The 12,460-nt window shown below is 45.3% G+C and carries 20 protein-coding genes; 4 read left to right on the top strand and 16 right to left on the bottom strand.

The window, feature by feature from the left end; genetic code table 11:
* Positions 1 to 7: 7 nt before the first annotated feature.
* The 8 genes from AC0TWI_RS05105 to AC0TWI_RS05070 all read right to left on the bottom strand — a co-directional run bounded on the left by AC0TWI_RS05105 (position 8) and on the right by AC0TWI_RS05070 (position 2,491).
* Positions 8 to 424 (bottom strand): hypothetical protein, encoded by a 417-nt coding sequence (locus AC0TWI_RS05105; protein ID WP_488125252.1) that lies wholly within the window; start codon positions 422 to 424, stop codon positions 8 to 10.
* A 190-nt stretch (positions 425 to 614) separates the two neighbouring features.
* Positions 615 to 836 (bottom strand): YqaI family protein, encoded by a 222-nt coding sequence (locus AC0TWI_RS05100; protein WP_488125251.1) that lies wholly within the window; start codon positions 834 to 836, stop codon positions 615 to 617.
* 4 nt (positions 837 to 840) lie between these two features.
* The gene (locus tag AC0TWI_RS05095; protein ID WP_488125250.1) at positions 841 to 1,110 is read right to left on the bottom strand and encodes an AbrB/MazE/SpoVT family DNA-binding domain-containing protein; all 270 of its coding nucleotides are present in this window, start codon (positions 1,108 to 1,110) and stop codon (positions 841 to 843) included.
* Positions 1,107 to 1,418: a hypothetical protein gene (locus AC0TWI_RS05090; protein WP_488125249.1), complete on the bottom strand. Its 312-nt coding sequence runs from the start codon at positions 1,416 to 1,418 to the stop codon at positions 1,107 to 1,109. The genes AC0TWI_RS05095 and AC0TWI_RS05090 overlap by 4 nt, the downstream gene beginning before the upstream one ends.
* Before the next feature lie 15 nt (positions 1,419 to 1,433).
* Positions 1,434 to 1,598 (bottom strand): hypothetical protein, encoded by a 165-nt coding sequence (locus AC0TWI_RS05085; protein WP_488125248.1) that lies wholly within the window; start codon positions 1,596 to 1,598, stop codon positions 1,434 to 1,436.
* Positions 1,599 to 1,696: 98 nt separating this feature from the next.
* Entirely contained in the window at positions 1,697 to 1,885 is a 189-nt protein-coding gene (locus AC0TWI_RS05080) for a hypothetical protein (protein WP_488125247.1), read from the bottom strand.
* Between the two features lie 25 nt (positions 1,886 to 1,910).
* Positions 1,911 to 2,129: a hypothetical protein gene (locus AC0TWI_RS05075; RefSeq protein WP_488125246.1), complete on the bottom strand. Its 219-nt coding sequence runs from the start codon at positions 2,127 to 2,129 to the stop codon at positions 1,911 to 1,913.
* A gap of 113 nt (positions 2,130 to 2,242) precedes the next feature.
* On the bottom strand, positions 2,243 to 2,491 hold the full coding sequence (locus tag AC0TWI_RS05070) for a helix-turn-helix transcriptional regulator (RefSeq protein ID WP_488125245.1): 249 nt from the start codon (positions 2,489 to 2,491) through the stop codon (positions 2,243 to 2,245).
* Between the two features lie 168 nt (positions 2,492 to 2,659).
* Here AC0TWI_RS05070 and AC0TWI_RS05065 point away from each other — a divergent pair, with 168 nt between their 5' ends.
* On the top strand, positions 2,660 to 3,262 hold the full coding sequence (locus tag AC0TWI_RS05065; protein WP_488125244.1) for a LexA family protein: 603 nt from the start codon (positions 2,660 to 2,662) through the stop codon (positions 3,260 to 3,262).
* Positions 3,263 to 3,321: 59 nt separating this feature from the next.
* Positions 3,322 to 4,794 (top strand): recombinase family protein, encoded by a 1,473-nt coding sequence (locus AC0TWI_RS05060; RefSeq protein ID WP_488125243.1) that lies wholly within the window; start codon positions 3,322 to 3,324, stop codon positions 4,792 to 4,794.
* Here AC0TWI_RS05060 and AC0TWI_RS05055 read toward each other — a convergent pair.
* On the bottom strand, positions 4,778 to 5,011 hold the full coding sequence (locus AC0TWI_RS05055) for a competence protein ComK (RefSeq protein ID WP_488125242.1): 234 nt from the start codon (positions 5,009 to 5,011) through the stop codon (positions 4,778 to 4,780). The two genes, AC0TWI_RS05060 and AC0TWI_RS05055, sit on opposite strands and share 17 nt — an antisense overlap.
* Before the next feature lie 219 nt (positions 5,012 to 5,230).
* Here AC0TWI_RS05055 and AC0TWI_RS05050 point away from each other — a divergent pair, with 219 nt between their 5' ends.
* A complete protein-coding gene (locus tag AC0TWI_RS05050) occupies positions 5,231 to 5,464 on the top strand; it encodes an IDEAL domain-containing protein (protein ID WP_488125241.1) in 234 nt (77 codons plus the stop codon).
* A 213-nt stretch (positions 5,465 to 5,677) separates the two neighbouring features.
* Here the strand turns inward: AC0TWI_RS05050 and AC0TWI_RS05045 are convergent, their stop codons facing one another.
* The 7 genes from AC0TWI_RS05045 to lplA all read right to left on the bottom strand — a co-directional run bounded on the left by AC0TWI_RS05045 (position 5,678) and on the right by lplA (position 11,970).
* On the bottom strand, positions 5,678 to 6,955 hold the full coding sequence (locus AC0TWI_RS05045) for a M48 family metallopeptidase (RefSeq protein ID WP_488125240.1): 1,278 nt from the start codon (positions 6,953 to 6,955) through the stop codon (positions 5,678 to 5,680).
* 159 nt (positions 6,956 to 7,114) lie between these two features.
* Positions 7,115 to 7,429, bottom strand: coding sequence for an AzlD domain-containing protein (locus tag AC0TWI_RS05040; RefSeq protein WP_488125239.1), 315 nt, complete (start codon positions 7,427 to 7,429; stop codon positions 7,115 to 7,117).
* A complete protein-coding gene (locus AC0TWI_RS05035; RefSeq protein WP_488125238.1) occupies positions 7,422 to 8,150 on the bottom strand; it encodes an AzlC family ABC transporter permease in 729 nt (242 codons plus the stop codon). The genes AC0TWI_RS05040 and AC0TWI_RS05035 overlap by 8 nt, the downstream gene beginning before the upstream one ends.
* A 74-nt stretch (positions 8,151 to 8,224) precedes the next feature.
* Positions 8,225 to 8,413: a hypothetical protein gene (locus tag AC0TWI_RS05030; protein ID WP_488125237.1), complete on the bottom strand. Its 189-nt coding sequence runs from the start codon at positions 8,411 to 8,413 to the stop codon at positions 8,225 to 8,227.
* Complete coding sequence (locus tag AC0TWI_RS05025; RefSeq protein ID WP_488125236.1) at positions 8,410 to 9,183, bottom strand: enoyl-CoA hydratase-related protein; 774 nt, start codon at positions 9,181 to 9,183, stop codon at positions 8,410 to 8,412. Before AC0TWI_RS05025 ends, AC0TWI_RS05030 begins: the two co-directional genes overlap by 4 nt.
* A gap of 100 nt (positions 9,184 to 9,283) precedes the next feature.
* The gene (locus tag AC0TWI_RS05020) at positions 9,284 to 10,807 is read right to left on the bottom strand and encodes a fatty acid--CoA ligase family protein (RefSeq protein WP_488125235.1); all 1,524 of its coding nucleotides are present in this window, start codon (positions 10,805 to 10,807) and stop codon (positions 9,284 to 9,286) included.
* A 173-nt stretch (positions 10,808 to 10,980) separates the two neighbouring features.
* Positions 10,981 to 11,970 carry a lipoate--protein ligase gene (lplA, locus tag AC0TWI_RS05015; protein WP_488125234.1) on the bottom strand — a complete coding sequence of 330 codons (990 nt, stop codon included), beginning with the start codon at positions 11,968 to 11,970 and terminating at the stop codon, positions 10,981 to 10,983.
* Between the two features lie 257 nt (positions 11,971 to 12,227).
* On the opposite strand from lplA, the gene yhfH reads away from it, so the two are divergent.
* A complete protein-coding gene (yhfH, locus tag AC0TWI_RS05010) occupies positions 12,228 to 12,356 on the top strand; it encodes a protein YhfH (protein WP_488125233.1) in 129 nt (42 codons plus the stop codon).
* Positions 12,357 to 12,460 lie beyond the last annotated feature (104 nt).

Genomic DNA, 12,460 nt, shown 5'->3' with positions numbered 1-12,460 from the left:
TAGTTTTTTATAGTGCGCGTGCGCCCAGCAGATCTAAATCGGATCTCTTGGCTTTCCTGGCTTTCAGTACTTGTTCAGCTTCCTCTACCTGGTAGTTTTTCAGCTTTTCGGATGTGGTCTTTCCATCCTCCACCAGCTCGGCAATGCCAATCAGATTGAGTTCACTTGCTGACATGCCGGTATCACCAGCAAGAGAGGACTTATCAAATTTTTTAGTAGTGCGGACTTTCACACTCAAGATGTGAGGGACGTCATTCTTATACGCAAGGACGTTCCCATGTTTCAAGATGTGCTTGATGATCGTTTCAGTCTTCTCATCCATCTGATCTTTCAGGGCGGCACGCTGCCTTTTGATTTGTTCAATCTCGTTAAAGAGACCATTGATTTCCGACTGCTTGTATTGGACAGATACATTTACGTCCATTGTTCACAGCTCCTTTACATGATATATTTGGTGTAAGAATGTTTTTCTCAGGGTCCCATGTTGGCGCATGGGGCTTTTTACTTTTCCGCTGTATGCTTGAGGAACGACTCGACTGCAGCTTGAAGCACTCGGCTTTGCTTTTCTTTCTCTGGCATGGCAAGCCATTCAGAAACTTTTACCTTCAACTCACTCACCCCCTTTCAGCTGTCGTAAATTCAAAGCCGTATTTCTTGGCCAGATACTCCGGCAAATCATCTTTGAAGAGGATTTCGTCAAGTCCCGGATCGATAACGATTTCGGCACCTACCTCAACCTGTTCGCCCTTCCAATCCTTACCGTACTTTGTATTCAAGTGTTCTTGCGGATGGCCGTAACGATTGATTTCAGTTACTTTTGGATGCTCTATCCCCACGCCCTCACCTCCCTTCAATGAAATCGATGGCTGCGGCGATTGCCATTTTCGTTTTGGAGTCATCTGCGTCAGACAATACAACTTCTAAACCATCAAACACCTCTTGTGCGGCTTTGCCATGGTGATACTGCTTCATTACAAGGCCTTCCTCTGCCATGTAGAATTCCATTGCAGTGCCTTCATCCCATCCTTGCGTTTTTCTTACTTCCATAGGAATGACCACCCTGCCCAGGCCATCAAGTCTGCGAACAATTCCAAGAGCCTTCAATTTCATTTTTCATCACCTGCTGTTCTCCAAGAGATTCTAAGGCTGTCATTAAGCCGCCCTGCCAAAGCAAACTTATTGAAAAAGTCGCATATATAGCCAGCCTCAAACAAATACTTTTTAATCACTTCTAACTCCAGTCTGTGTTCTTCGTCTTTCACTGGGACGAAAACGTCGCCCTTTCCTTCCAATGCTGCTCGTTCGATTTCGCTGACTACTTGTTTAAAAGTTGACGACTTCATGACCGACTCCTCATAATTCTTCCGAGAGACTGCAGCGAGATCCGCCATTTCTTTTGCCGTTGGAATCTTTAACATTTTCAAACTACCTCCCTATAAAATTTTTGCTTCATGTTTCCAGCCGGCCAAAACTTTCAATTCATGGCTCCAACTGATTTCTAGCGTGTTACAGAACGGACACCGTTCCGGCTCAGCATCTTCACTCACTGCATACTTCTCTGCGCACTTGTCACAGACATACACATCGAGGACCGTCACTATGTATCACCTCCTTAAAATATGTGATGATTCGTTTTGCAAATTTCGCAATGCGGCTAAAAAGAGAAGCCCCGGTAGGCTTGATTTGGTCGTACTGTTCAATATTCTTCTACTAACTCACCGCAGTTGTGGCAGTAAATAAGCTGAAAAAAGTTATCAGTCAAAGTCGGGTCTACTCCAAATACTTTTCCGTCCCTCACACCTTTCTTTTGGTCGATTAGTTGCTTTGCCATCACAGATACTTCGTTGTAGAAAAAGCGGTCGTTTCCGCAATTCTCGCATTTCAATTTAATCCCTCCCCCCTTGTAGCCTTCAAAAGACTCTCGCATCTAATACAGTGCGGTACATCTGCATAACAAATGGATTCTCTTTCTCGAACTCTGGCTTGCGGAGCATCGGGATGCTGTACGCACCTTCCATATCGTCCATGAGTGCTGCCAGCCTCCTGCTTTTTAAATCGCTGTTTGCTTTGGATGCCATAATCTCCTTGAAACGCTTTGTCCAACCTAGCATTTCACCTGCTGTGATCATTTGACTGCCTCCTTTATTTTCGTGCGTTCCTTCGCGATGATCCGGGGCACGCTCGTTGTTAAAAAGAAATGCAAGAACTTTCTTTTGATGTGATCTGGCATGTCGCCCCCTCCTCAACTACAGATATTCTGTACTTGACCTTCAAAAAAAATCACCTTATGCAATGGTATTTTTGTAGCTTGCGAAAACTTGAAGGCTTTATCCATCTGAAAAACCTTCCGATACTTTTCATATTGGATGTAAGTTTTTTCAGACATACCAAGCCTTTTGGCAATCTCAACCTGAGTGAACCCGCCAAGAATTCTGGCCTGCTCAATCGTATACATAGGTTCTACGAAACTGCCATTTTGCACTTTCGTCATGCTATCACCTCCTTGTTGAATATTAATCTACTACAGTTTTTCTGTAGTTGCAAGCGAAATTACAGAAAAACTGAAATTATTTTTTATTCCTCATTTATTTATACAGATTTACTGTACTTTTCTACAGTAACGAGTTATAATAAAGGCATAGAAAGAGAGGTGGTAATAATGACAGTCGGGGAAAAAATCAAAGAGCAACGAAAGATACACAAAATGACACAAAGCGATTTAGCAAAGAAATTGAACATTGCACCTACAGCAGTGTCGGCTTGGGAAAGAAACGCAAACCGTCCTTTAATGGATAAGCTCACTATTATGTCTGAAATGTTCGATGTTCCGATTACATACTGGTTTGATGTAGAGGACGTTAGTATCTCGGATGACATGGCTCTACTCCCGGTTTACGGAAACATCAGCTGCGGCAAAGGGTTGGTCGTATTCGATACTCCAGAATCATATGAGCCGGTACCTAAAGAGTGGTTAAACGGCGGAGAGTATTTCTTCCTAAGAGCAAAAGGAGACAGCATGTCGGGAGCGAGGATATATGACGGTGATCTCCTAATGATACGAAGGCAAACCGAAGTGGAAAACGGAGAAATCGCTGCAGTAGTCATTGATGGACAGGCAGTGTTGAAACGAGTGTACTTCAATGAAAACAACATAATCCTACAATCCGAAAACTCAGCTTACCCTCCGATTAGCTACAATCCTAAAGAAAACAGCGACATCATGATAATCGGCAAGTTAAAGAAAGTCATTTTAAATTTCTAGCTAGCAATTTAAAACCAAGGCGGGCGACGGCTCGCCTCTTTGTATAGGAGTTGATTTTCATGAACCAAAACCAACGCTTTCCAGTAAAGAATGTAGCCATCTACGTGCGAGTATCCTCAGAAGAGCAAGCAAAGGAAGGATACTCAATTCCTGCACAAAAACGTAAACTGAAAAGTTTTTGTATATCTCAGGATTGGCCAATAGCCGATATCTATGCTGACGAAGGTAAATCTGCAAAAGACATTGATCGACCAGAACTCAAAAGGCTGCTAAAGGACATCGAGGCAGGCAAAATTGATTGTGTCCTCGTTTATCGCCTTGATCGCCTCACGAGGTCTGTGAAAGACCTATACACTTTACTCGAAATGTTTGATCAGCATGACTGCAAATTCAAATCTGCAACCGAAGTATATGACACCACAACTGCAATGGGCCGACTCTTTATTACGCTAGTGGCAGCTCTCGCCCAGTGGGAACGAGAAAACATGGGAGAACGTCTTAGCTTCGGATATGCGGAAAAGGTGCGGAAAGGAAAATACGCCTTGAACTTCCGACCCTTCGGATATAACCTTGATCTGGAGACCAGCAAACTGTCAATTAACCAAAACGAAGCCACGACCGTAAGGCTTATTTACGATTTATACTTAAAAGGAAACGGCGCCAATAAGATTTGCCAGTACCTAAACGAACGAAAAATCACTACCCGTGACGGTAATCTCTGGTTGGATAAAGCTGTGATGCAAATTCTAAAGAGTCCCTTATATATTGGTGCAATAAAATGGACGGACTTTATAAAAGAGAATACTCATGAGCCAATTGTATCTAAGGAGCACTTCGATGCAGTCCAGGCACTAATAGCGGAAAGACGCGGGCAGCACCCTCGCCGAGCTGGAAGCGCCTATATATTTTCCGGTAAATTGAGATGTCCAACATGCGGCAGAGCAATGGTCGGGTATAGAGCGTACCATCGGCTGGCCAATGGAGAGAAAGTTTCTTACAAAAATTATCGTTGTAGAGGTAAGTCTCGAGGAGTGTGTGCTGGATCGAAAAGTTTGTCGGAGAAGAATCTCGAAGAAGGGTTTGTGCGTTTCCTCAAAGAAGAAAACTTCAATAGCCTGCTTGAAGAAGCAACTGCAATGGGTGAGCACCAAATAAATCAAAACTATGATAACCAAGTCGATACAGTATCGTTGCAAAAAGAACTAGAGAAAATCGAGCGGCGCAAGAAGAAATGGCAGTACGCATGGACGGATGATTCTATTTTGTATGATGACTTCAAACAACGTATGGAAGAAGCTCGGACGGACGAAGAAAGAATTAAGAATCAATTGCAATCAGTTGAATCGGTAAAAGAAGATATAATTAATCGCGAAGAAATTGAGTCTGCATTAAAAGAAGTGGGCAGGAATTGGGCTTACCTGGAGGACAACGAAAAGAAAAGCCTTTTGGATTCGACAATTGAGAGGATCACTGTAGAAAGTACAGAAAGCGGAATCCGTATCCAGCAAATATCGTTCAAGGGCGAGGATTGATTCCGCTTCGTTCTTCTATTTCTTTAAAGCCCGCATATGAAGAACCGAAATATCTGCAGCTGCGCTCAATGATTTCAAGCGGCTTAGCTGCCACCGTGTAAGCATCATCGACCTCGTGGACTTCCGAGTACATCGTTTGATTTCGGATGACAGGTTTAATAAACATCGTATACGGATTAATTTCATATTCCGACAAATACTCTGTACTTTTACTCATTTCCAACTCCTCCTTATTTTTCCATATAGGCCAAACCTACCATACCATACGTATCGAAACCTGTCAAAAATATCTGAAAATTATTGATTTATGACGAAAGTCTGCTATGTAAATATGAAATGCAAAAGACTTAGGGTGATTTCCGAAAATTTACACTGTTCAGTTGATTTCTTCGCCCACTTTGTGTATAATTAAAAAAAGTTCCCGAGGTGATCATCGATGGAGAAGAAAAAGACCTATCAAGAGTTGTTAAAAGAGTATACGATGACCCAGAACAAAAAGGAATCTGAGACGTTTGAATGGCAAACAGAGCTCTTCTTGACAGGCTTGCTCCAAGAAAGGCATATGAAAGCATTGCGGGCCGGCATTGATCAAGCACTGGACGACAGAGATAAGGAAACCTTCATCAGGCTCTCTGGAGAGCTGAATGAATTGATGGAGGTTGTCAAATAAAAAATGGGGCAGTTCCAATAAGCCCGAAATGAAGCAGGGGGAGAAAAACAGCCGTTTCTCCTCCTGCTTTTTCCTATTGCGGCACAAAAAATAGCCTGTCCGGGATAACAGCTCTCACTGACCCTCCGAACAGGCTCTATCGCTAACACTGACATCGCTGTCCATGCAGCCAGCGCCAGGCACCGGTCAACATCTCGAGCTTTTTCATGCCGATTATTCTTTTTTGGTCTCATCATCCGCTGCAAAATCGTCGACCATTTGAATCCGCTCAAGCATTGTCGGGTGCCCATACCGGAAGATTTTTACAAGCCAAGGCGGATTCACCTGGCTCAAGCCTGCCTTTGTCAGGCTTTGGAAGGTGCGTACTCCGGCCTCTTTATCTTCCGTCAGCTTGATCGCATACGCATCTGCCCTCGATTCCTGATAGCGTGATACCCAGTTTGAAATTGGACTGGATGCGAACAGCAAAATGGAAGTCAGCAGCAAAAAGGCGGGCAGTGTGGCAATATCGGTCATTTTTTGTACGCCCCAAACGTCTTTCTTCTTTTTGGTCCACCTCTCCATTATTTTCGCTGCGATCCACAGCCCAACCAGCGTCAGAATCAGGTAACCGGCAATGCCGATATAAATATGTTTTTCCACGTAATGCCCCATTTCATGGGCCATGATAAACAAGATCTCTTCATCGGTCAGGCGTTCAAGTGTCGTATCCCACAGGACAATCCTTGAGTTCGCCCCCACCCCGGTCACATAAGCATTAAGAGCATTTGTCTTGCTTGACATATCGACTTCATACACATGATTTGCCGGGATATGCGCCTCGTTCGCCAAGGAAAGGATCTTCGTTTCCAACTGCTTGTCTTTCAGCGGATAAAAATCATTATAGAGCGGATCGATCAGCACAGGCTGGATAAACATGAGGAAGATAGAAAAAGGGATCGACAGCACCCAGGCTGCCAGCCACCACTTTCTCTTAAATCTCCGCATTAGTGCGTATAAAACAAAGACAATGATGAACATCGTCCCATAATCGACCCAGAAAGCGATCAGCTTATCCTTCATCCAGGAAGGGAACGTCTGAGTGGATATGTTGTAAGATTTGCTGATCATATAGGACAGGCAGCTGAGCGGGAACATAAACAAAAAGGAAGCAACAGACAGCCAAAATAAATAAATTGCCGTCTTTACAACTCTCACCTTGGCAACATGTTCAGCCCACCGTTGAAAAACAGCGGAAATGCCGAATATCAGTACAAGATAATAAAAAATCCACTCGTAGGGGACCGCCAGAAAGAACAGCAGGTTCCTTATTTTGGAATACTCCTCAGTCAACATCAGTTCTTTCGCGTTTAGGAAAGTCTCCGGATCGGCAGCCGTTCCCCGGAGAGAACCGGGAACCGAGCTGTCTGCCAAATAAAACAAGTACGCATACATCGCCAGCCCGAATATCGCATAGGCCGCCAAGGACCGAATCGCCCATTTCCTCCTCATTCATAATCCCCCTTGTCCGTCATCATATTATATGTAAGTTTTCAAACAGATAATAGAACCATATCCATCAGTATTGCCTAATTTCTTTTAATCGTTCACGGAAAAAGAGGAAAACAGAAAGCGGCTGCCGGCAATAGCAGCAGCCACTTGAGTGAGAACTCAGAGGATAAACCAGGAATAGCACGATAGCACAACAATGGAACCGAGGACGACCAGGATGACATTTGCCCCGAGAAAAGCGATCAAGAAAGCAGAAGCCATCCCGATCACCCCGAAAGCCACGTCGCCTTCACGGATAAGGAAAACCGCTGGAAAGATCAGGGCGCCAAGTGCAGCATACGGGACATTTTTCAGCACACCTTGAACAAATGGAGGCAGTTCCTTTCCGCCAAGCATGACGAATGGCAACATCCGTGGAATATACGTTACTGCTGCCATCCCTAAAATGGTGATAATGACGAATGCACTACCCATTCCGCTGTTCCCTCCCCCGCGTTTTCAGCCATTCCACCCATTCAACCAAAATAGATGAAAGAAGTGTTGCCGAAACAATCGCCCAGCCGCTGCTCAGCATATTCCCCATGACAAAAATACTGTTAAACAGAGCGGCAAGCACAGCGAGACTGACTACTTTAACACTCGTCTTCAAGGCTGGAACGAGCAGTCCGATGAACATGGCGTACAGAGCGATCGCCATACTTTCCTGCAGCACCTGCGGCAAACTTGCACCGAGCACAAAGCCTGCCGCCGTAAAGACAACCCAGCTGCCGTAGGCAATTAAATTAAGGCCGAATAAATAATGAGTTTGGATCGTACCCGTCTTTGAAGCTGCGACAGAGAAGGTTTCATCCGTTAACCCGAAGGCATAAATGGCCTTTTTCCAAGGCACTTCATCTTCCACCTTTTCATTCAATGATGCGCTCATCAAAAAGTGGCGGATATTAACAATGAACGTAGCCAAAATGATTTCGGCCATTCCGGTTCCAATTGCGAACATATTGAGGGCAATGTATTGCGATGCGCCGGCAAATACAACCAGGCTCATTAAAACCGTTTCAAAAAGTGTTAAACCTGCGGTTTTCGCCAGCAGGCCGAACGTCAGGGCAATCGGCGCATAGCCGATCGCAATGCTCACTCCTCCTTGGAGCCCCCGCCGAAAATCTGTTTGTGTCCATTTTGTCAAGGAAGCTTCCAATTCCCTTCCCCCTACATGTTCAATCTATTTCCATTATTATAAGCATTCAATAGATTTACAGCAAGGGGGCCGGTTCATGAATCGGCGCTTCTTTTTTCAATCAATGTTCTAATCTCATCACGAGGTGACCAGCAATCGAATTTATAGTCTGGCTTCGTTTCATAGCCGAGCCTCATGCACCGGTAGCTCATCTCTCCGTCTATCCTGGCAGCTTTAAAATGGCGGCATGTTGCACAGCAATGATAGTCTTTCACATATTTCATCTCCCTTTGAATACAGGTTTGCGCTTTTCGCTGAAGGCCTGGAGCGCTTCCTTCCGGTCTTCCGTCGGGATGGTCAGTTCATACGCCTTTGCCTCGATTTCCAGCCCGGTTTGCAAAGCGGCATTCATTCCTGTCTTGATCGCATATTTTGCCTGTCTTACTGCGACCGGGCCATTGACCAGCATGGCTTCTGCCAATTTTTCCGCTTCCGCCCGCAGTTTCTCCCGCTCCGCTACCTTTGTCAGGATACCATATTGGAGTGCTTCATCGGCGGTCATCCGTTTCGCTGTCAAGATCAGTTCCAATGCCTTCGCTTCTCCAATAAGACGCGGCAACCGTTGGGTCCCTCCAGCACCCGGAATGATGGCAAGGCTCGTTTCTGTCAGTCCCATCAGCGCATCGGAGGCTGCAATCCGGAAATCGCAGGCAAGCGCCAGCTCCATCCCGCCGCCGAACGCATACCCATTCAACACGGCGATGGTCGGCTGCGGCAGTCTTTCCACTCTCGAGAATACATCGCCGATTTTGCGGACATTGCGCCGAACTTCTTCCTCAGACAATGTCTTTCTCTCTTTCAGATCGGCACCTGCACTAAATGCCTTTTCCCCTGCCCCAGTAATTTGGACGACCCTGACTCTGTCATTCGTTGCCAGCGAATCGACCACTTCCCCGAGTTCACAGAGCGTATCATAGTTGAAGGCATTTCTCGCCTCCGCTCTGTCGATTGTCACGTATGCTTGGAAATCCTTGATTTCGAGCCTGATATTCATCGCGCAAAACCCCTCTCCGCCTTTTCTATAGGACTTCTTGCATGCTCACGATAATTCCTTTTTTCCAAGTAAAAAAACGCGGAATCGCTTCCGCGCTTTTTCATGATTGTGTGATTTGGTCCTTCAGTGCCCGCCGTAAAATTTTCCCTGTCGTATTCTTCGGCAGTTCTTCCAAAAAATCAATCGAGGATGGGCGCTTATATGGTGCAAGCTTATGGGCGATAAATTCCTCAAGTTCCTCTTCGTCAATTCCATTCGGCCCTGCCACGACAAAAGCTTTGACCGACTCACCCTGTTCAGGATCTGGTACACCGATCACCGCCGCTTCCACAATATCTGGATGGGCGTAGAGGACTTCCTCAACCTCCCTTGGATACACATTGTAACCGCCTACAATAACCAAATCCTTTTTTCTATCGACGATTGTAAAGTAGCCGTCTTCGTCCATCGTCGCCATATCGCCTGTATAAAGCCAGCCATCCCGAAGTGCGGCTGCCGTATCTTCCGGCAGTTTATAGTAGCCTTTCATCACATTCGGCCCGCGGACGACCAATTCGCCGATTCTTCCGGCCGGTACTTCTTGACCAAGTTCATCGACCACCTTGTTCTCTACATTGAGAATGGATGTGCCGATCGACCCCGGCTTTCTTGGCCGGTCAAGCGGATTGAACGTCGTAACAGGTGAAGCCTCCGAAAGACCATACCCTTCAGAAATCAACACACGGAACTTCTTCTCGAAGTTTTCAAGCAATGCGACCGGAAGAGAGGATCCTCCCGAGATGCATAGGCGAAGAGTCTCGAAATCTTCTGGTCTGCCATCAGGAAATTGATAGAGGAAATTATACATCGTCGGAACACCGGCAAATACCGTTGCTTTGTATTCCTTCGCAACCCTGAAAACTTCCTTCGGGCTGAACTTCGGCAAAATGATGATCGTGGATCCGCTGATCAGCGGGGCATTCAGGGCAACGGACAAGCTGAACACATGGAACATCGGCAATGTCGTGATCACCGTATCATCGCTGTTCATCCTTAAGTAATCCCCGATATCCCGTGCATTTGAATAAAGGTTCTTATGCGTAAGCATGGCGCCCTTCGGCTTGCCTGTAGTGCCCGATGTATACAGAATCACCGCTGTGTCGTCTTCATCGACTTCCGCCTCTTCAAACGAAGCGTCCCCTCTTTGCAGGACATCATTGAACGTTTCCATTTCATGTTTGATATCCGGGTTTCCCGAATCGCAAAGAACAATATGCTCCACATTCGGCAAAAGCGCTTTCATTTTTCCAATATACGGAGCAAGAAGGTCAAGTGCGATTACGGCTTTAACATCCCCGTTGTTTAAAATATAGGCGATTTCATCGGGTGTGTATGTAGGATTGATCGGAATCGCAGTGGCACCGAGTCGCATAACCCCATAAAGGCTGATGACAAAATGCGGGGAATTGCCAAGCAAAAGTGCAACATGATCCCCCTTTCTTAAACCGGCCTTGGCAAGACCACTTGCAAACCGATCGGCCAGCCCATCAAGCTCTCCGTAGGTCGTCGGCTCGTCCTGGAAGAAATAAGCGTTTTTATCCTTATTGAGTACCGCCGTTTCCCGTAATCTCTTTGCTAGATTCAAACCTCGTTCCCCTCCTCATTGAATGAGTAATCATTCATTTTTACAGAAGTTATTTCAAAATTAATTATAAACAAACAGAAGGCAGTGCACAACCCTTTCCGGAATTAAAAAAGGCAGAAGACACTCTGCTCCTGCCCTTCCCGCCCTTTTCAACAGGCAGTCATAAAACTATATCAATAAATCAAATCGACGATTTCGTCCTCTGTAACGTTCCCAAAGTAATACGGGATATCCAGGTCTTCCAGTGCATTTTTGATTTCGCTCTTGTCGTATTTCACGCCTGTCAGTTTTTGTTCCACCTCAAAAACATCTCCGACACCGAAAAAGTCTCCGAATATTTTACATTCCTCAATGACACCTTTGTTCACATTCATCCGGAATTCAATCAGGCCGACTGGGAAACGGTGCGACTGCTGAATATTGAACTTAGGGGACTTTCCATAATTCCAGTCCCAGTTGCGATAGCGGTCTTCGGAAATCTCATTGATTTTTTTCCAATCCTCTTCCGTCAGCTTGTATTCCGGGATTGGATCCTCACCTTCAAAGATACTATTGAGAAGCACTTTGCGGAACTCCTCAATCGTCATTTTTTCATCAAGATATTCGGAAATGTTGGCAACACGGCTCCGAATCGACTTGATTCCTTTTGATTCAATCTTATCCTTCCGCACCTTCAAAGCGGAGACAACATTTTCGATCTCCGAGTCGAACATCAGTGTTCCGTGACTGAACATTCTTCCCCGGGTAGAGAATTGAGCATTGCCGGATATTTTTCTTTCGCCGATCACAAGATCATTCCGCCCTTTCATCTCTGCTTCCACTCCAAGCTTGTTCAAAGCCTTCACGACCGGTTCCGTGAACTTTTTAAAGTTCAAGAAACTGTCGCCTTCATCTTTCGTGATAAAACTGAAATTAAGATTGCCGAGGTCGTGATAGACCGCTCCGCCCCCCGAGAGCCTGCGCACAACATAAATCCCGTTGTTCTCCACGTACTCTGTATTGATTTCCTCAATTGTGTTCTGGTTTTTGCCGATGATAATGGACGGCTCGTTAATGTAGAACAGCAAATACGACTGGTTTACATCCAGGTACTTCAGCGCATACTCCTCAATCGCAAGGTTAATGCGCGGATCTGTAATGCCTTGGTTGTCTATGAACAGCATCTTTTTTTCCTCCTTATCAAAAGCGCGGCTTGTCCGCCGGGAATACCTGATCTGCCAAATGGGCTTATTTTTAGCTTCCTTATCCATTTTACAATACTTTTCATTTTTACTGAACTCGCAGCCCCGCCATTTGACCCAGGTCATTGCACGGATAGAAAAAAAGTTGAGTTTTTTGAAAATTCATATTGACGTGAAACCCACTGTTATAATACAATGTTTACAAGAAGAAAACAGTAGTACAACAAAAAGGAGTGAAGATGATGGAAAACGTTTTGGAATTCTTTAAGAAGTTGCCGGCAAAGAAATGTACGGAGTGCGGTAAAAAAATTGAAGAACAGCATGAGTGCTATGGCGTGAAGTGCGACAGTTGTATGGATATTCGATAAACGAGCAAGGGCCTTCCGTAAACCAATCAGGTTTTTCGGAAGGCCTTTTATCATTCTAAAGGAGCGTGAGCTGTATTATAATAGATTGTAAACTGTGAACGTTG

The organism is Lederbergia sp. B243.17, assembly GCF_057657925.1.
This window is presented reverse-complemented; position numbering and strand designations above follow the sequence as displayed.